Consider the following 17,900-nt stretch of genomic DNA (forward strand, 5'->3'; position numbering starts at 1 on the left):
TCTGGGGTTCAACAATTCTGGACAAGCGCCGCGCAATTGGCACGCCCGGAATTCGCATATCGAAATTCACCGGCGTGCAATGCAAGGCCCGTTCAGAACACCTTGCCTTCTTCCAGGTGCGCGGTCGTGCCGTTGAGGTGGTAGTCGCCCACCACGCGCGCCTTCTGCTGCAGCGGGTTGTGGTTGAACAGGGTGCGCAGGTTGCGCCAGTGCCGGTCGAAGTTGTGCTGCCGCGAGGTGGCCGAGGCACCGCCCGCGTCGAACAGCCGCTCGGCCGCCTGCAGCGCGATGCGGCTCACCGCGAGCTGCGTCTTGGCGGTGGCGAGCGCGCCGTCGAGCACGAGCTGCGCGGCGCTGTCGTCGTCGTCATCATCCCCGGCATGCCGCAGCGCCTCGGCCGTGCGGTCGAGCCGGCGTGCGTTGTCCGCGATCAGCGCGTCCACCGCATGGGTGTGCGTGGCCAGGTCGCCCACCACCCACTGCGTGAAATGGTCTTGCGGCGCCGAGGCCGCCGGGCTGTGCGCCGCGGGGCGCGCGTGGTGGCGCACGTAGTGCAGCGCATCGCTGAACACGTTGCGCACGATGCCGCCGGCCACCGCCACCAGGTAGAGCTGGCGCAACGACGACGCATGCCGGCGCTGCAGGCTGCGTTGCCGGGGGTGCACCACCTCGTCGTCGTGCACCTGCAGGTTGTCGAACACCAGGCTGCCGCTGGCCGTCAGGCGCTGGCCCATACCGTCCCAGTCGTCTTTCACGTGCAGGCCCTCGCGGTCGGTGGGCACGATGACGGTGGCATCGCGCCCTTCTTCGTCGTGCACCGCGATGCTCGCGAAATCGGCGAAGGCCGTGCCCGTGGCGTAGTACTTGCTGCCGTTGAGCACGCGCTGGTCGCCCCGACGTTCGAGCGCGGTGGTGACGGTGCCTGAGCGCGGCGTGCCCAGCTCGGTGAAGGCGCCGCCGAAGAGCGCGCCTTGCAGCACGCGGGCCAGCTGCCGGTCGCTGTTCGCATCGGGCGGCGCGGTGGTCCAGAGCTCGATGGCGTTGTAGTGCGTGCGCAGCGCATGCGCCACGTTGGAGTCGGCCGCGGCCAGTGTGGCCACCACCTGCACGAGGTCTTCGATGGTGCCGCCCGGGCCGCCACGCGCCGGCGGCACGCGCAGCGTGCCGAGCCCCGAGGCCTTGAACTGCGCGAAGGCCTCGAAGGGCAGCGTGCGGTCGCGCTCGCGCTGGGCGGCGCCTTCGGCCATCGATGCCGCCAGCGCGGGCAAGCGGGCCAGCAGCGTGTGGAGTTCCGGTGCCTGCGCGGTATGCGCTGCGGGCTGGAGGACGGCGTTCATCGCGATTCCTGAAACGAAGCAGAGGGCCGCGAATATAGGCTCGCGCGCGGTTTGGTTTTCGCATAACCAAATTCGGATTTTTCGTTTCGCCGATTTGCGGCCGCGCCGTCTTCGCAACGTATTCGCGCTGCCTTCAGACTGAATTTCGAAGATCGAAAAAATGCTAAGTGCGCGCGCCAATTTCCAAGACCATCGGCTGGACTTTCATCGAACTCCATTGCCGGTACGGCGCTTCAATTCATGCTCTCCCTTCTCCTGCCCTCACTGCTCAAGAAACTCCATTTCGACCGGCGGCTGGTTCACCTGGCTCTGGCCGCGCTGCCCTTCACCGCGTCGGCACAAGCCCCTTCGCAAAAACCCGTCGAAGGCGGCACGCTGACCTATGCGGTGTCGCAGGAGCCGACCTCGCTCGTGTCCTTCCTCGACACCAAGACCGACAACCGCAACGTGAGCGCCAAGGTCACCGAAGGCCTGCTGCGCTACGACGCCAAGTTCACGCCGCAGCCGCTGCTGGCCACCGAATGGCAGGTGAGCGCCGACGGGCTGAAGTACAGCTTCAAGCTGCGCCCCGGCGTCAAGTTCCACGACGGCCACGACCTCACGTCGGAAGACGTGCGCTACTCGGTGCTCACGCAGAAAAAGCAGGGCCCGCGCGGGCGCATCACGCTGGCCAACGTGGAGCGCGTGGACACGCCCGATCCGCTCACCGCCGTCATCGTGCTGTCGAAGCCGGCGCCCTTCCTGCTGAAGTCGCTGTCGTCGGCGGAGCTGCCCATCGTGCCGGCGCACCGCTACAGCGACGGCGAGCCGCTGGGCAACCCGAACATCACCGCGCCCGTGGGCACCGGCCCCTTCGTGTTCGAGCAATGGGTGCGCGGCAGCCACCTGGTGCTGCGCAAGAACCCGAACTACTGGCGCAAGGGCTACCCGCACCTCGACCGCGTGATCGTCAAGTTCGTGCGCGACCCGGCCGCCATTTCCACCGCGGTGGAAACCGGCGAAGTCGATGTGGCGCAGGGCGTGGGCCTGGCCGACCTCGACCGCCTGGGCGCCAACCCCAAGCTGAAGATCGACGATACCTACGACGGCTTCCTGAACAACGCCTCGTTCCTGGAGTTCAACCTGGAGAACCCGGTGCTGGCCAACGTGAAGGTGCGCCACGCCATTGCGCAGGCCATCGACCGCAACTTCATTCGCAACACCATCTACTACAAGCGCGTGGAGGTGGTGAACTCGCCGGTGCCGCGCGTGCTGGCCGACTACTACGACGACAGCACCTTCCGCTACCCCTTCGACGTGGCCGCGGCCAACCGCCTGCTCGACGAGGCGGGCCAGCCCAAACAGGCCAACGGCCAGCGCTTTTCGCTGCGGGTGAGCTACATCCCCGGCGCGGAGTTCAAGCGCACCACCGACTACCTGCGCTCGGCGCTGGGCCGCGTGGGCATCAAGGTCGAGGTGGTCGATGGCGACCTGCCCACTTTTCTGAAACGCGTGTACACCACGCGCGACTTCGACATCAACATCAACGGCCTGGGCCGCCTGTTCGACCCGACGGTGGGCGTGCAGCGCATCTACTGGGGCGACGGCGTGCGCAACCCGCTCATCTGGATCAACGGCGCGCACTACGACAACCCGCAGGTCGACGAGCTGTTCCGCCAGGCCGCGGTGGAGGTCGACGCCGGCAAGCGCGCCGCGCAGTTCAAGCAGGTGCAGCAGATCGTCGGGCGCGAGCTTCCCGTGCTGCCGCTGGTGAGCGTGCCGCTCATCCAGGTGTACAGCGCGCGCGTGCACAACCTGAACAACAGCATCGACCTGATGGCCGGCGACCTGGCCGACACATGGGTCGAGCCGCGCAAGTGAAGGCCAGGGCCAGGGCCGGCGGAACACGCTTGAAGAACAACCCAGAAGAACACACCCGAAGGACATCGACATGACCACGCAAGACATCCAACACTCCGATCTCGATTCGCTGACCTTCGCCAGCGCCCGCGCGCAGGCCCAGGCGCTGGCCGATGGCCGCGTGTCGGCCGTCGCCCTGCTCGAACACGTGCTGGCGCGCATCGACCGGTTCGACAACGAACTCAACGCGGTCGTCGTGCGCAACGACGAGGCCGCCCGCGCCGCGGCGCGCGAGGTCGATGCCGCCCTGGCGCGCGGTGAGCGCCGGCCGCTGCTGGGTGTGCCGATCACGGTGAAGGAATCGTTCGACGTGGCGGGCTTCGTCACCAGCAGCGGCAACCCCGCCTATGCCGACAACGTGGCCGCCACCGACGCACGCGCCGTGGCCGCGCTGCGCGAGGCCGGCGCGGTGATCGTCGGCAAGAGCAACGTGCCGCTGGCGCTGGCCGACCTGCAGAGCTACAACGCGATCTACGGCACGAGCAACAACCCCTGGGACCTGGCGCGCACGCCGGGCGGCTCGTCGGGCGGCTCGGCCGCCGCGCTGGCGGCCGGCTACGTGGCGCTGGAGCTGGGCAGCGACATCGGCGGCTCCATTCGCATTCCGGCGCACTTCAACGGCGTGTACGGCCACAAGCCGACCGCCGGGCTGGTCGCGCTCGGCGGCACCGGCGTGCCTTCGGGCCGCGTGGCCGACCGCGACCTGACGGTGGCCGGCCCGCTGGCGCGCACCGCGGCCGACCTGGAACTGGCGCTCGACCTGCTGCTGAACCGCGAGCCGCTGGCCGCCAAGGCCTGGAAGGCCACGCTGCCGCCCGCGCGCCACGCGACGCTGCAGGCGTTTCGGGTGCTGGTGATCGACCAATGGCCCGGCACCGAACGCAGCCTGCACGAGCAACAGGTGGTCGAGCGCGTGGTGGAGCGGCTGCGTACGCAGGGCGTGCAGGTGAGCCGCGTGGCCGACGTGCCGGCCGGCCTGCTGCCCGACCTGGCGCTGCAGCACCGCGTGTACCGCAGCCTGCTGGGCTCGTCGCTGGCCACGCCGCCCGCGCTGACCGAGGCCGCGCAGAAGCGGCTCGACGCGCTCTCGCCCGAGGACAACAGCGCCGACGCCGCCTGGCTGCGCGCGCCCACGCTGCGCCACGCCGAATGGCTGCGCGACAACGAGGCGCGCCATGTGCTGCGCCACCAGTGGGAGCGGCTCTTCGAGGCCTACGACGTGGTGGTGACGCCGGTCGCGCCGCTGCCCGCCTTTCGCCACAACCACAGCGAGCCGAAGGACGCGCGCACGTACCCGGTCGAGTTCGAAGGCGGCACGCGCGAGGTGCGCTTTCTGGACCTGTTCCATTGGGCCGGGCTGCCGGTGCTGCCGGGCCTGCCGGCCACCAGCTTCCCGCTCGGCCTCGACGCGCAAGGCCTGCCGGTGAGCGCCCAGGCCGTGGGGCCGTACCTGGAAGACCGCACGACCATCGCGTTCGCGCACCTACTGGAGCAGGTGTACGGCGGCTTCATCGCGCCGCCGGGCTACGCGGCGGATGCGGCGGATGCTTCAGGCGCCGCGAACGCGTCTGCCCCGGCCGCATGAAGCCCACGCTCCCCATCAGCCGAAGGCGCTTTCACCGGCGCCTGCTCGGCGGCCTCGGGCTGCCGCTGGTTGCGCCTGTGGCGACATCCGCCATGGCGGCGACTGCAGCGACGGCCCCACCCACAGAGTCCGCAGCGTCCGCAGCGCCGGCCCGGTACACCCCCGGCAGCGTCGTCACCCTGCTCACCGCGCTGGAGCCGCCCACGCTGGTCGGCCTGGTCAACTCCGCCGCGGGCACCTTCCTGGTGTCGCCCAAGGCGGTGGAAGGGCTGCTGAGCTACGACTTCGACCTGCGCCCACGCCCGCAGCTCGCGGTGGCGTGGGACGTGCAGCCTGACGGCTTGCAATACACCTTCCGCCTGCGCCAGGGCGTGAAGTGGCACGACGGGCGCGACTTCACGTCGGCCGACGTGGCCTTCTCCATCCTGTCGCTGAAGGCCTCGCACCCGCGCGGGCGCGCCACCTTCGCCAGCGTGGCCGAGGTGCGCACGCCCGACGCGCACACCGCCGTGCTGGTGCTGAGCAAGCCCGCGCCCTTCCTGCTGACCGCGCTGGCGGCGGCCGAGTCGCCCATCGTGCCCAGGCACGTGTACGAGGGGAAGGACCTGGCCAGCCACCCGGCCAACAACGCGCCCGTCGGCACCGGCCCCTTCGTGTTCAAGGAGTGGGTGCGCGGCAGCCACGTGATCTACGAGCGCAACCCGACCTACTGGGACGCGGGCAAGCCCTACATCGACCGGCTGGTGGTGCGCTTTATTCCCGACCAGGCCGCCGCCGCGGCCGCGCTGGAAAGCGGCACGGTCGACCTCGCGGGCGCCACGCCCGTGCCCATTCCCGACCTGGACCGCCTGAAAGACCTGCCGCACCTGGCGCTGGACACGCGCGGCAACGAGTACTTCAACAACTCGACCACGCGCATCGAGTTCGACCTGGAAAACCGCTACTTCAGGCACGCGAAGGTGCGCCAGGCCGTGGCGCACGCCATCGACCGCGACGTGATCCTGAAGACCGTGTGGTACGGCTACGGCGTGGCCGCGCCGGGGCCCATCTCGCCCGTGCTGAAGAACTTTCACGACCCGAAGGTGGCGGTGCCGCGCTTCGACCGCAAGCGCGCCGAGGCGCTGCTCGACGAGGCGGGCTTTGCCCGCGGCGCCGACGGCATTCGCTTTCGCGTGAGCCACGACGTGTTCGACGGCGGCGGCAACCGCGTGGGCCAGTACATCCGCCAGGCGCTGGCGCGCGTGGGCATCGAGGTGACGGTGCGCACGCAGGAGTTCGGCAGCTACATCAGGCGCGTGTACACCGAGCGCGACTTCGACTTCAACAACCAGGGCATGAGCCAGATGTTCGACCCCACGGTGGGCATCCAGCGTTTCTACTGGTCGAAGAACTTTCGCCCCGGCGTGCCCTTTTCGAACGGCGCGCACTACGACAACCCCGAGGTCGACCGCCTGCTGGAAGCCGCGGCGGTGGAGAACGACCCCGCGAAGCGGCGCGCGCTGTTCAGCGAGTTCCAGCGCGTGATCGCCACCGAGCTGCCGACCATCGGCCTGGTGGCGGTGGCGCAGGTCACGGTCGCCAACCGGCGCATCGGCGGCCACACGATCGGCGCCGAAGGGCTCTCGGGCAACTTCGCCGACATCCACATCAAGGCCCGCGCATGACGACACCCACTGCCTTTCCCCGCCGCCTGTTACTGCAGGGCGGCGCCAGCCTCGGCCTGACGGGCCTGACGGGCCTGACGGGCCTGACAAGCCTCGTGCCCTCGTGGGCGCAGGCGCCAGCTGCTGGTGCAACCCTCGGCACCCCGGTGCGGGGCGGTACGCTCACCGTGCTGATCGACCCCGAGCCGCCCACGCTCACCACCATCGCGCATTCGGCGGGCGCGTCGGTGCTCATCTCGGCCAAGACCACCGAAGGCCTGCTGACCTACGACTTCGACCTGTCGCCGCAGCCGCAACTGGCCACGGCGTGGAGCGTGAGCAGCGACGGGCTGCAGTACACCTTCGCATTGCGCCGCGGTGTGAAGTGGCACGACGGCAAGCCCTTCACTTCCGCCGACGTGGCGCATTCCATCGGCCTGCTCAAGCAGTACCACCCGCGCGGGCGCGCCACCTTTTCGAGCGTGGCCGAGGTGCGCACGCCCGACGCGTACACCGCCGTGCTGGTGCTGAGCAAGCCGGTGCCCTACCTGCTCACGGCGCTGTCGGCGGCCGAGTCGCCCATCGTGCCCAAGCACCTGTACGAAAGCGGCAAGGCCGACGCCAACCCGAACAACAACGCGCCCATCGGCACCGGCCCCTTCGTCTTCAAGGAATGGGTGCGCGGCAGCCACGTGACCTACGAGCGCAACCCCGAATACTGGGACAACCCCAAGCCCTACGTCGACCGGCTCATCGTGCGCTTCATTCCCGATGCGGCCGCGCGCGCCGCCGCCATCGAAAAAGGCGAGGTGCACCTGAGCCCCGGCACGCCGGTGCCGCTGGGCGATGTGGAGCGGCTGCGCGCCAGGCCGAACCTGGTGTTCGAGCCCAACGGCTACCAGTACATCAACAACGTCTCGCGCGTGGAGTTCAACCTGGAGAACCCCGCGCTGCAGGACCTGCGCGTGCGCCAGGCCATTGCGCATGCCATCAACCGGCAGGTGGTGCAGAAGACGGTGTGGTACGGGCAGGGCAGGCTCATTCCGGGGCCGGTGCACCCGGCGCTGAAGAAGTTCTACGTGCCCGGCCTGCCCGTGCTGCCGCACGACGTGAAGCAGGCCGAGGCGCTGCTCGACGCGGCGGGTTTCACGCGCGGCAAGGCTGGCGGCAACCTGCGGCTGAAGCTGGCGCTGGTGCCCATCCCCAACGAGGGCGGCCAGCGCACGGCCGAGTACCTGAAGCAGAGCCTGGGGCGCATCGGCATCGAGGTGACCATCGGCGCGCAGGACTTCGCGACCTACGTGCGCCGCGTGTACGCCGATCGCGCGTTCGACCTGCACGTGAGCGTGATGAGCAACACCTTCGACCCGACGGTGGGCATCCAGCGGCTGTACTGGTCGAAGAACTTCAAGAAGGGGCTGCCGTTTTCGAACGGCTCGGGCTACAGCAACCCCGAGGTCGACCGGCTGCTCGAAGCGGCCGCGGTGGAGGTCGACGAGGGGCGGCGCAGCGCGGCCTTCGCGGAGTTTCAGCGGCACATCGTGCGGGACTTGCCGGACATCACGCTGCTGGCGCTGGACAACTACACGATTGCCGACCGCCGCGTGCGGGGGCATACGGTGAGCGCCGATGGGATTGCGGGGAATCTGGCGGGTGCGTGGATAGCTGCGTGAACGCGCCCTCTTACTCCCTCTCCCCTTGGGGAGAGGGTTGGGGTGAGGGTGCGGCCTTTGCACGCGCAATGCCCTTGCCATCGCCGCCGGCCCTCACCCCAGCCCTCTCCCCGAGGGGAGAGGGAGCAACAGCCGAGCCGTGCTCTTTTTTCAGACAGGAGATCAACCCATGACTTCATCCACCTCCACCACCCCCACCACCTCCACCACCCCAGACACCCTCTGGTACACCCGCTGCCCCGTCCCCTCCCCGCTCGGCATCGCCGCGCGCCAGGGCTGGCTCGCCGAGACCTTCGCCGCGGAAGGCATCGCCATCGAATCGATCATCGACTCGAAAGACCGCAGCATCCGCGAGAGCCATTTCGACCATCACCTCGCGTGGTCCTTCCGCCAGGGCGGCAACATTCCGCCGATCTGGGCGCGTGCCAACGGGCGTGCCACGCGGCTGGTGGCCATCACCTGGACAGACGAGTTCCAGGCCATCGTCACGCTGCCGGGGCGCGGCATCGCGTCCATCGAACAGCTGGCCGGCCGGCGCTTCGCGGTGCCGCGCCGTGTGAACGACCTGATCGACTTTCACCGCGCCACGGCGTTGAAGGGCCTGGTGTCGGGCCTGTCGCTGGGCGGGCTCACCACCAAGGACGTCACGCTAGTGGAGCTGCCCATGGAGGAGTCCGTGATCATTGCGCAGGGCGAGGCCAGCCTGTTCGGGCTGCGCCGCCGCCACCCGTACTTCCGCGAGGTCGAGGCGCTGGCCAGCGGCGAGGTGGACGCCATCTTCCTGAAGGGCGCGGAAGGCATCGTGGTGGCCAACCTGATCGGCGCGCAGGTGGTGGCCGAGTTCGGCAACCACCCCGACCCGAAGGTGCGCATCAACAACGGCACGCCGCGCGTGCTCACGGTGGACGAAGCGCTGTCGCAACAGCGCCCCGACCTGGTGGTGCGGCTGCTCGACGTGGTGGCGCGCGCCGGCCGATGGGCCGAGGCGCACCCCGACGAAACGCTGCGCTTCGTCGCGCGCGAAATCGCCACCAACGAAGAGGCCGTGCTGGCATCGAACGGGCCCGACGTGCACAAGCACCTGGGCATCGGGCTCGACGCGCCGCTGGTCGCGGCCATCGGCCACTTCAAGGACTTCCTGCTCGAATGGGGCTTCCTGCCGGGCGACTTCGACCTCGATGCCTGGGTCGACCAGGCCCCGCTGCGCGCGCTGCATGCGAAGGCGAACCAGGCCACCGCCGAACCCGCCGCGGCCATCGCATTGGACGCCGCCGCATGAGCACCCCGTCCCGCATCCTGGTGACGGGCGCCACCGGGCGCCTGGGCCAACTGCTGGTGCCGCGGCTGCTCGCGCGCGGCGCCACGGTGCGTGCGCTGACGCGCGATGCGGCGCGGGCCGGCGGCCTGCGCGCGCAAGGCGCCGAAACAGCCATCGGCGACTTCGACGATGCCGATGCCTTGCGCCGCGCGTTGCAGGGCGTGTCGCACCTGTTCCTGCTGTCGCCGATCACGCCCACGCTCGCGCAGCAGCAGATCGCGGTGATCGACGCGGCTGCGGCGGCCGGCGTGCGGCGCATCGTGAAGCTGTCGGGCTCGCACTGGACCATCGTGCCGCCGGGCCGCTCACTGTCGGGCGACGCTCACGGCGAGATCGAGGCCGCGCTCGTGCGCACCGGCATCGCGCACCGCGTGCTGCGCCCGAACGCATGGCTGCAGGTGATGCTCACGCGCGTGGCCGCCGACCTGGCCGCCGGCGACGTGCTGCACGCGCCGCCGGGCGATGCGCGCGTCGCCTTCATCGATGCGCGGGACATCGCGGACGTGGCGGTGGAGGCGCTCTTCGAGCAACCCGCAGCGCCCGGCGCATCGACAGCGCCCTGGGTGCTCACGGGCGGCGAGGCGGTGGGCTACGGCGACATCGCTCGCATCGCGGCGCGCCTCACGGGCCGCGACATCGTCGCCACGCCGCTGTCCGCGCAGGCGCTGCGCGAGCGCCAGGCGGCGAACGCGCCTTCGCCCTTCATCGCGCGCGTGCATGCGCAGTTCGCCGAGCTGATCGCCGCGGGCGAGGCACAGCCGGTGACGGGCACGGTCGCCGAGGTGCTCGGGCGCGCGCCGCGCACGGTGGAAGCCTTTCTGGCCGAGGTGCTGGCGCGTCGCGCCGATGCGTGAGGCAGGCCGTGCCCGCGGCATGACGTGGCCGCGCGCGTGCGACAAAGGCTGAGTTTGCTTATGCGGAAGTCTTCGTAGCCACACGCGTGCTGCCGGGGCTATGGTGCCGCCGACCTCTCACCCCGCGCACCTCATGTCCCTTACTGCTGAAATCTCCAAGCCAGCCGCCACGGCCTCCACCAACCCCACGCCCACCCTCTCGGCCGCCAGCCTGCACCAATGGCTGCAGGACGGCCGCGAGCTGGCGCTGCTCGACATCCGCGAGCACGGCCAGTACGGCGAAGGCCACCCCTTCTTCGCGGTGCATGCCGGCTACAGCCGCCTCGAAACCGAAGTGGCGCGGCTGGTGCCGCGCCGCGCCACCCGCACCGTGCTGTTCGACGACGGCGAGCAGGGCGACGCCCTCGCCCACCTGGCCGCGCGCCGCCTCGCCGCGCTGGGCTACGACGACGTGTCGGTGCTTGCCGGTGGCGCGCCGGCCTGGGCGCGTGCCGGCCACACGCTGTTCAAGGGCGTGAACCTGCCGTCGAAGACCTTCGGCGAAATCGCCGAGCACGCGTTCGGCGTGCCGCACATCGGCGCGCTCGAACTGGCCGAGCGCCAGCGCAAGGGCGAGCCGCTGGTGCTGCTGGACGGCCGCACGCTCGAAGAGCACCGCAAGATGACGCTGCCCGGCGCCATTCCCGTGCCCAACGGCGAACTGGCGCTGCGCTGGCGCGCGCTGGTGCCCGACGCGACCACGCCCATCGTGGTGCACTGCGCGGGGCGCACGCGCAGCATCGTGGGCGCGCAGATCTTGCGCGACCTGGGCGTGCCCAACCCCGTGCTCGCGCTCGAAAACGGCACGCAGGGCTGGGCGCTGGCGGGCCTGCAGCTGGAGCGCGGCAGCGCCCGCACGCTGCCGGCGCCGCCCGACGCCGCGCAGCGCCAGGCCGCGCGCGAAGACGCCGCCGCAGCGGCCCGCCGCGCCAACGTGCCCGTGCTGACCGCGGCCGAGGCGCAAGGCTGGCTCGACGACGGCACGCGCACCACCTTCGTGTTCGACGTGCGCACGTCCGAAGAATTCGCGGCCGGCGGCCTGCAGGGCGCGCGCCATGCGCCCGGCGGCCAGCTGCTGCAAGCCACCGACCTGCAAATCGGCGTGCGCCATGCCCGCGTGCTGGTGCTGGACGACGACGGCACGCGCGCGCCCGTGGTGGCCCTGTGGCTGCGCCGGCTCGGCCTGGACGCGGCGCTGGTCGAAGACGGCCTGGCCAGCGACCTGCGCGTGCCGGTGCGCGCCCCTGTGCAGTTGCCCCCGGCATTGACCGCCGCCGACGCCGAGGTGCTCTCCGCCTGGCGCGACGACGCGGACACCGCGCCCGCGGTGCTCGACCTGCGGCCTTCGCAGGCGTACCGGGCGCAGCACGCACACGGCGCGCTCTGGTCGATTCGCCCGCGCGTGGTGGCCGATGCGCGCGAGGCCACCGGCGGCGACCAGCAGCACCCGGTGCTGCTGGTCGCGCCCGACGAAACCGCCGCGCGGCTGGCCGCGCAAGACCTGCGCGAGGCCGGCTGGCAGCACCTGTGGTGGGCGCGCGCGGAAGCGATTGCGTCGGCAGGCTGGGCCCAGCAGGCCACGCCGGCATCGCCGCCGGATGCAGAGGCCATCGACTACCTGCTGTTCGTGCACGACCGGCACGACGGCAACCTGGACGCGGCGCGGCGCTACCTCGACTGGGAGCTGGGCCTGATCGCGCAGTGCGCGCCCGAGGAGCTGGCCAGCTTCCGCGTTCCGGCGGATGCGAACACCGGTTCGCACGAAAAAACGCATATCGATAGTTGAAGGCGTTCGTTGCGGGGGCAGGCGCGGGCTCGGAAGATCGCCGCCTGCCTTGCTTCGCCTTTTTCGGGCGCCCCAACGATGAACTCCCGCTCGCACTCCGTCTTTTCCCTCTTCTCTTCTTCCCGCACCGCCGTGGCCCTGGCCACGCTGCTGAGCATCGGCGCGGGCGCGGCCCATGCCGACGCCACCCTCGACCGCATCAAGCAGCGCGGCAAGGTCGCCATCGGCGTGATGGTCAATGGCGGGCCCTTCGGCTCCATCGACCCGGCCACGCAGCAGCTCATCGGCTGGAACCCCGACCTGGCGCGCGACCTGGCCAAGCAGTTGGGCGCGGAAGTGGAGCTGGTGCAGGTGCAACCGGCGAACCGGGTGCAGTTCCTGCAGTCGGGCAAGGTCGACCTGCTGATCGCGTCGATGGAATACAACCCCGACCGCGGCGAGATCCTGGGCTACGCGCCGACGCCGTTCTACCGCGTGGGCGGCACGGCGGCGGTGTTGAAGACCAGCGGCATCGCGAAGTGGGAAGACCTGCGCGGCAAGATCGTCTGCGCCTCCCAGGGCAGCAGTTTCGTGAAGCCGCTGCAGGAGCAATACGGCGCGCAGGTGCGGGGTTTCAAGACGTCTTCGGAATCGCTGCTGGCGTTGCGCGGCGGAAACTGCGTGGCCGCGGTGCACGACTCGACCTTGATCCAGCCGTTGCTGCGCAGCAGTGCGGAGTGGGCCGGCTATGCGGCGCCCATCACTGAAGAAATCCTGCCGGCGCCTTCGGTCGTCTGGGCCCGCAAGGGCGAGGCGGACACGATCGCGGCGGTGGACAAGGTGGTGAAGCAGTGGCACCGCACCGGCTGGCTGATCGAGACGGAGAAGCGCAACCACATCGAGCCTGCCCAGCCCCTGTTGCCTGAGCTGCAGGCGAAGTTCCGGGGTGCTGCTTCCTGAGTTTTTTTACGTTGGTTCGGGGCAGGTGAACAGGCCATCGGGTACTTCCCTCCGCGAATGTCCCCCGCCTTCGGCTCCTCCTTTATTTCGCTGCGGGAAGCACCCGACGCCCTGTTCACCTGGACACGCTGCTTGTGAAGCGCTGACCAACGACCGCACTGCCCAGCGATCACGACGGCGGGGTGTCCCTTTTCGAGAAATAAAGGAGGAGGGGCGAAGCCCCGGGGGACATTCGAGAAAAGGGATACCCCGTCGGCGCGATCGCACCCCCCGCCCTCACCCTTTCTTTACCCGATATGACGCCGAAGCTACGCCGCCTACTCCCCCTGCTGACCGCCCTGTACCTGGCAGCAACCGCAGGCGCCGTCCACGCCGATGCGACGCTCGACAAGATCAAGCAGCGCGGCAAGCTGACCGTGGGGGTCATCCTCTCGGGGCCGCCCTTCGGCACCATCGATCCGGCGACGCAGAAACCGGTGGGCTACAACGTCGAGCTGGCCGAAGGCGTTGCCAAGGGCCTGGGCGTGGGGCTGGACACGGTGCAGGTACAGCCGTCGAACCGGGTGCAGCTCCTGCAGCAGGGCAAGGTGGACATCCTCATCGCCAACATGCAGTGGACGCAGGAACGCAGCGAGATTCTTTCGTTCGTTCCCACGCCGTTCGAAGAGGTGGGTGGCGCGGCCATCGCCCGCAAGGACAGCGGGCTTTCGAAGTGGGAAGACCTGCGGGGCAAGCCGGTGTGCGTGTCGCAAGGCAGCAACTTCACCAAGCCGCTGGCCGAACAGTACGGCGCGCAGATCAAGGCTTTTCGCGGACAACCCGAATCGCTGCTGGCGCTCAAGGGCGGCAACTGCGTGGCCGCGGTGCACGTGAGCCCCACGCTGCGCGAGCTGGCCGCGGGCAACGCCGACTGGAAAGACTACGCCATCGTGTCCCCGTCGGACCTGATTCCCTCGCCCTCCGTCATCTGGGTGCGCAAAGGCGAGACCGACACGCAGGCCGCCATCGACCGCATCGTGCAGGGCTGGCACCGCACGGGCTGGCTCATCGAGGTGGAGAAGAAGAACGGCATGACGCCCACGCCGCTGCTGCACGAGCTGAAGGCGAAGTTCGCGAAGGCGCCGCTGTGAGCAATACGCCAACGAACACCGTGGACAACGCAAGCACCGTGAACACCACCACGCCCGCGCTCGCACTCTCGCAGCGCGCCTCCCGCGTGAAGCTCTCCGCCAACGCCGCCGCCAGTGCCCGCGCCGCCGCGCTGGTCGCGCAAGGGCGCGACGTGCTCACGCTGACCTCGGGCGAGCCCGACTTCGATACGCCCGCGCACATCAAGCAGGCCGCCACCGACGCGCTCGCGCGCGGACAGACCAAGTACACGGCCACGCCGGGCACCGCCGCGCTGCGGCAGGCCATCGTGGCCAAGTACCGGCGCGAGAACGACCTTGGCTACACACCCACGCAGGTCGTGGTGGCCAACGGCGCGAAGCAGATCGTGTTCCAGGCCTTTGCCGCCACGCTGGACGCGGGCGACGAGGTGATCGTTCCCGCGCCCTACTGGCCCTCGTTCCCGGACATCGTGCGCGTGAACGACGGCACGCCGGTCATCGTGCCGTGCGACGAGGCCAGCGGCTTCAAGCTCACGGCGCGCGCGCTCGAACGCGCCGTCACGCCGCACACGCGCTGGCTCGTCCTGAACTCGCCCGGCAACCCGACCGGTGCCATCTACACCCATGACGAGCTGCAGGCGCTGGCCGAGGTGCTGCGCCGCCATCCGCGCGTGCTGGTGCTGTGGGACGAGGTGTACGAGCACATCTGGTTCGGCGACGCACCGCCGCCGCATCTGCTGCACGCCGCGCCCGACCTGCGCGAGCGCACGCTGCTGGTCAACGGCGTGTCGAAGACCTATGCCATGACGGGCTGGCGCATCGGCTGGGGCGCGGGGCCGGAGGCACTGGCGCGCGCGATGACGGTCATCCAGTCGCAGGCCACGTCCGGGGCCAATGCCATCGGGCAGGCCGCGGCGGCGGCCGCGCTGCAGTCGGACGACCAGCGCTTCGTCAGTGAAGCGCGCGCGGCCTACGCACGCCGTGCGGCACTCGTCACCGAGGCGCTGGCCACGGTGCCGGGCCTGGCCGTGCTGCCGCCGCAGGGCGCGTTCTTCGTCTACGCGAACTGCGCCGCGCTGATCGGGCGCGTGCGGCCCGACGGCCGCGCGATTGCCAGCGACACCGACTTCGTCGACTGGCTGCTCGAAGCCGAAGGCGTTGCCGTGGTCGATGGGCCCTCGTACGGGCTCTCGCCCTACATCCGCCTGTCGATCGCGGCCAGCGACGCGGTGCTTGCGCAGGCGGTGCAGCGCATCGCGCGCGCGGTCGCGGCACTGAAGGCGCCCGAATGAGCGATCCCGGCCTGCTCGCCCAGGCGGTGGCGGCCATCAAGCCGCTGGGGCTCAACTACGCCTTCCTGCTCGACCTGGGCGAGCGGCAGGCCTTCTTGCGCGGGCTGGTCGTCACCTTCGAGCTTTGCCTGCTGACCATTCCGGCGAGCCTGGTGGCGGGCGTGGCGATGGCGGCCGCGCTCACCTCGGGCCGCCAGTGGCTGGCGTTGCCGGCGCGCGCCTTCGTCGAGGTCACGCGCAACACGCCGACGCTGGTGCAGCTGTATTGCGCGTTCCTGGTGCTGAACATGCTCATCACGCGTCAGCTCGAAGGCGTGGGCGGCAACCCGCTCACGCCCTTCGTGTGGGTGGTGATCGTGGTGGCGATCCACAAGGGCGCCTTCCATGCCGAGGCGCTGCGCGCGGGCATCGAGGCGGTGCCGCAGGTCACGCTGGAGGCGGCGCGCTCGCTGGGCTTTTCGCAGCGGCAGCTGCTGTGGCGCGTGGAGCTTCCGCTGGCGGTGCGCTTCGCGCTGCCGTCGCTGGTCAACAACCTGGTCGATCTGGTGAAGATGACGGCGGTGGCCTCGGCCATTGCGGTGGGCGACGTGACCTACGAGTCGATCATGATCTGGACGCAGCGCGACAACGTGCTGGAGCTGCTGCTGTTGATCTTGCTGTACTTCGGCGCGCTGACCTGGCTGGTCAGCCGCGCCGGCCACTGGCTCGAAGGCCGCTTGAGGATGCCCGGCTATGGCCAATGAAGCGGTAGCGAACCTCCTGCCGGCACGCGCCGCCTCGGGCACGCGCTTCGACCCGCGCCGGCATCCGTGGTGGACGGCGCTGGCGGCCGTGCTCGCGGTGATTGGCACCTGGGTGGCCACGGGCACCACGCCGGTCGCGCTGGTGTTCCTGTGGCAATGGACGCCCGCGCTGCTGTGGGGGCTGCTCACCAACATCGAGATCAGCGTGCTCGCCATGGCGCTGGGCACGCTGGCCGGGCTGGTGGTGGGGGCGCTGTCGTTGTCGCCACTGCGCGTGTTGCGCGTGCTCACGCGCTGGTACGTGCAGTTCTTTCGCAATGCGCCGGTGCTGGTGCTCATCTACTTCACGACCTACGTGTTTCCGTTCGAGCTGCATTTGGTGAAGTGGACGGTGCCTTTCCCCGACTGGATCAAGGTGGTGATCGGGCTGGCGCTGCCCACCAGCGCGGTGGTGGCGGAGATTTTTCGCGGCGCGATCCAGTCGATTCCCAGCGCGCAGTGGGAGGCGGCGCAGTCGCTGGCCTTGCGCCGCACCGAGATCTTCAGGCTCATCGTGCTGCCGCAGTGCCTGCGCCGCATGCTGCCACCGTGGATGAACCTGTACGCCAGCATCACCATGAGCACCGCGCTTGCCTCGCTGGTGGGCGCGCACGACGTGGTCGACACCGCGCAGATCGCCAGCAACACCGTGGCGCGCACCGACTTCACGGTGCTCGTCTATTTCACGCTGCTCGGCGTGTTCTTCGCCTACTGCTACCCGATTGCCCGCGCCACGCGCGCGCTGGAGCGCCGCCATGCCCGCCATTGAACCTGTTTCACCCGTCTCTTCTGCTGCACCCTCCCCGCTCGTCGCCCTGCGCGGCGTGCAGCTTTCGTTCGGGGACAACGCGGTGCTGCGCGGCATCGACCTGGAGGTGCAGCGCGGCCAGGCGGTGTCGATCATCGGGCCCTCGGGCTCGGGCAAGTCGACCGTCCTGCGCTGCATCACCGGGCTGCTGCGCCCGCAGCACGGCGAGATTCGCGTGGGCGACACGCGCGTGGACACGCTGCGCACCGAGAGCGAGCTGATTGCGCTGCGCAAGCGCGTGGGCTTCGTGTTCCAGCAGTACAACCTGTTCCCCCACCTCACGGTGCTGCAGAACCTGGTGATCGCGCCCACGCGCGTGGCCGGACGCGACCGCGCCACCGCCGAGCGCGAGGCGCGCGCGCTGCTCGACAAGGTGCGCCTGTCGCACAAGGAAGCGGCCTACCCCGGCGAGCTGTCGGGCGGGCAGCAGCAGCGGGTGGCCATTGCGCGCGCGCTGGCGATGCGGCCCGAGCTGATGCTGTTCGACGAAGTGACCTCCGCGCTCGACCCCGAGACCGTGGGCGAGGTGCTCACCGTGATCCGCGACCTGGTGCGCGACGGCCTGACCTGCGTGCTGGTGACGCACGAGATGCGCTTTGCCGAGGAGATCAGCGACACGGTGTACTTCACCGAGGCCGGCGTGATCGTCGAGCACGGGCCGGCGGCGCGCATCTTCGGCGCGCCCGAGAGCGAGCGCACCCGCGCCTTCCTGCACCGCGCGCTGGGCGAAGGGCCGCGCGCTTCCGCGTTGCCGCCGGCCTTGCCCGCTCCCTTCCCCGAAACGCTGCCCTTCGAGCGGCTGCGCTTCGCGCTCTGAACCCCACCTTGCTTCCCCA

The 17,900-nt window shown here is 70.0% G+C and carries 14 protein-coding genes; 13 read left to right on the forward strand and 1 reads right to left on the reverse strand.

The annotated features are described in order from the left end of the window. Positions 1-92 precede the first annotated feature (92 nt). Positions 93-1,337, reverse strand: a complete 1,245-nt coding sequence (locus QTI51_RS21390) for an acyl-CoA dehydrogenase family protein (RefSeq protein ID WP_286515644.1) — start codon at positions 1,335-1,337, stop codon at positions 93-95. A gap of 240 nt (positions 1,338-1,577) precedes the next feature. Here QTI51_RS21390 and QTI51_RS21395 point away from each other — a divergent pair, with 240 nt between their 5' ends. From QTI51_RS21395 to QTI51_RS21455, 13 genes are all read left to right on the forward strand, one after another. Continuing rightward, positions 1,578-3,197 carry an ABC transporter substrate-binding protein gene (locus QTI51_RS21395; RefSeq protein WP_286515645.1) on the forward strand — a complete coding sequence of 540 codons (1,620 nt, stop codon included), beginning with the start codon at positions 1,578-1,580 and terminating at the stop codon, positions 3,195-3,197. 70 nt (positions 3,198-3,267) lie between these two features. After that, complete coding sequence (locus QTI51_RS21400) at positions 3,268-4,821, forward strand: amidase (RefSeq protein ID WP_286515646.1); 1,554 nt, start codon at positions 3,268-3,270, stop codon at positions 4,819-4,821. Then, positions 4,818-6,485: an ABC transporter substrate-binding protein gene (locus tag QTI51_RS21405; RefSeq protein ID WP_286515647.1), complete on the forward strand. Its 1,668-nt coding sequence runs from the start codon at positions 4,818-4,820 to the stop codon at positions 6,483-6,485. The genes QTI51_RS21400 and QTI51_RS21405 overlap by 4 nt, the downstream gene beginning before the upstream one ends. Further along, on the forward strand, positions 6,482-8,137 hold the full coding sequence (locus QTI51_RS21410) for an ABC transporter substrate-binding protein (protein WP_286515649.1): 1,656 nt from the start codon (positions 6,482-6,484) through the stop codon (positions 8,135-8,137). Before QTI51_RS21405 ends, QTI51_RS21410 begins: the two co-directional genes overlap by 4 nt. 169 nt (positions 8,138-8,306) lie before the next feature. Then, on the forward strand, positions 8,307-9,416 hold the full coding sequence (locus QTI51_RS21415; RefSeq protein ID WP_286515650.1) for an ABC transporter substrate-binding protein: 1,110 nt from the start codon (positions 8,307-8,309) through the stop codon (positions 9,414-9,416). Then, a complete protein-coding gene (locus QTI51_RS21420) occupies positions 9,413-10,309 on the forward strand; it encodes an NmrA family NAD(P)-binding protein (protein WP_286515651.1) in 897 nt (298 codons plus the stop codon). The genes QTI51_RS21415 and QTI51_RS21420 overlap by 4 nt, the downstream gene beginning before the upstream one ends. A gap of 133 nt (positions 10,310-10,442) precedes the next feature. Then, a complete protein-coding gene (locus QTI51_RS21425) occupies positions 10,443-12,134 on the forward strand; it encodes a rhodanese-like domain-containing protein (protein ID WP_286515652.1) in 1,692 nt (563 codons plus the stop codon). A 78-nt stretch (positions 12,135-12,212) separates the two neighbouring features. After that, positions 12,213-13,073 (forward strand): transporter substrate-binding domain-containing protein, encoded by an 861-nt coding sequence (locus tag QTI51_RS21430; protein ID WP_116913602.1) that lies wholly within the window; start codon positions 12,213-12,215, stop codon positions 13,071-13,073. Between the two features lie 296 nt (positions 13,074-13,369). Next, on the forward strand, positions 13,370-14,203 hold the full coding sequence (locus QTI51_RS21435) for a transporter substrate-binding domain-containing protein (protein ID WP_286515654.1): 834 nt from the start codon (positions 13,370-13,372) through the stop codon (positions 14,201-14,203). Positions 14,204-14,223: 20 nt separating this feature from the next. After that, complete coding sequence (locus QTI51_RS21440; RefSeq protein ID WP_286515656.1) at positions 14,224-15,474, forward strand: aminotransferase class I/II-fold pyridoxal phosphate-dependent enzyme; 1,251 nt, start codon at positions 14,224-14,226, stop codon at positions 15,472-15,474. Continuing rightward, positions 15,471-16,217 (forward strand): amino acid ABC transporter permease, encoded by a 747-nt coding sequence (locus QTI51_RS21445; RefSeq protein ID WP_116913600.1) that lies wholly within the window; start codon positions 15,471-15,473, stop codon positions 16,215-16,217. The genes QTI51_RS21440 and QTI51_RS21445 overlap by 4 nt, the downstream gene beginning before the upstream one ends. Continuing rightward, positions 16,207-17,025 (forward strand): amino acid ABC transporter permease, encoded by an 819-nt coding sequence (locus tag QTI51_RS21450; protein WP_286515658.1) that lies wholly within the window; start codon positions 16,207-16,209, stop codon positions 17,023-17,025. Before QTI51_RS21445 ends, QTI51_RS21450 begins: the two co-directional genes overlap by 11 nt. Continuing rightward, positions 17,012-17,881, forward strand: coding sequence for an amino acid ABC transporter ATP-binding protein (locus tag QTI51_RS21455; RefSeq protein WP_116913669.1), 870 nt, complete (start codon positions 17,012-17,014; stop codon positions 17,879-17,881). Before QTI51_RS21450 ends, QTI51_RS21455 begins: the two co-directional genes overlap by 14 nt. Positions 17,882-17,900: the final 19 nt, after the last annotated feature.

The organism is Variovorax sp. J22G73 (assembly GCF_030317035.1).
In the GTDB taxonomy this organism is placed as follows: domain Bacteria; phylum Pseudomonadota; class Gammaproteobacteria; order Burkholderiales; family Burkholderiaceae_C; genus Variovorax.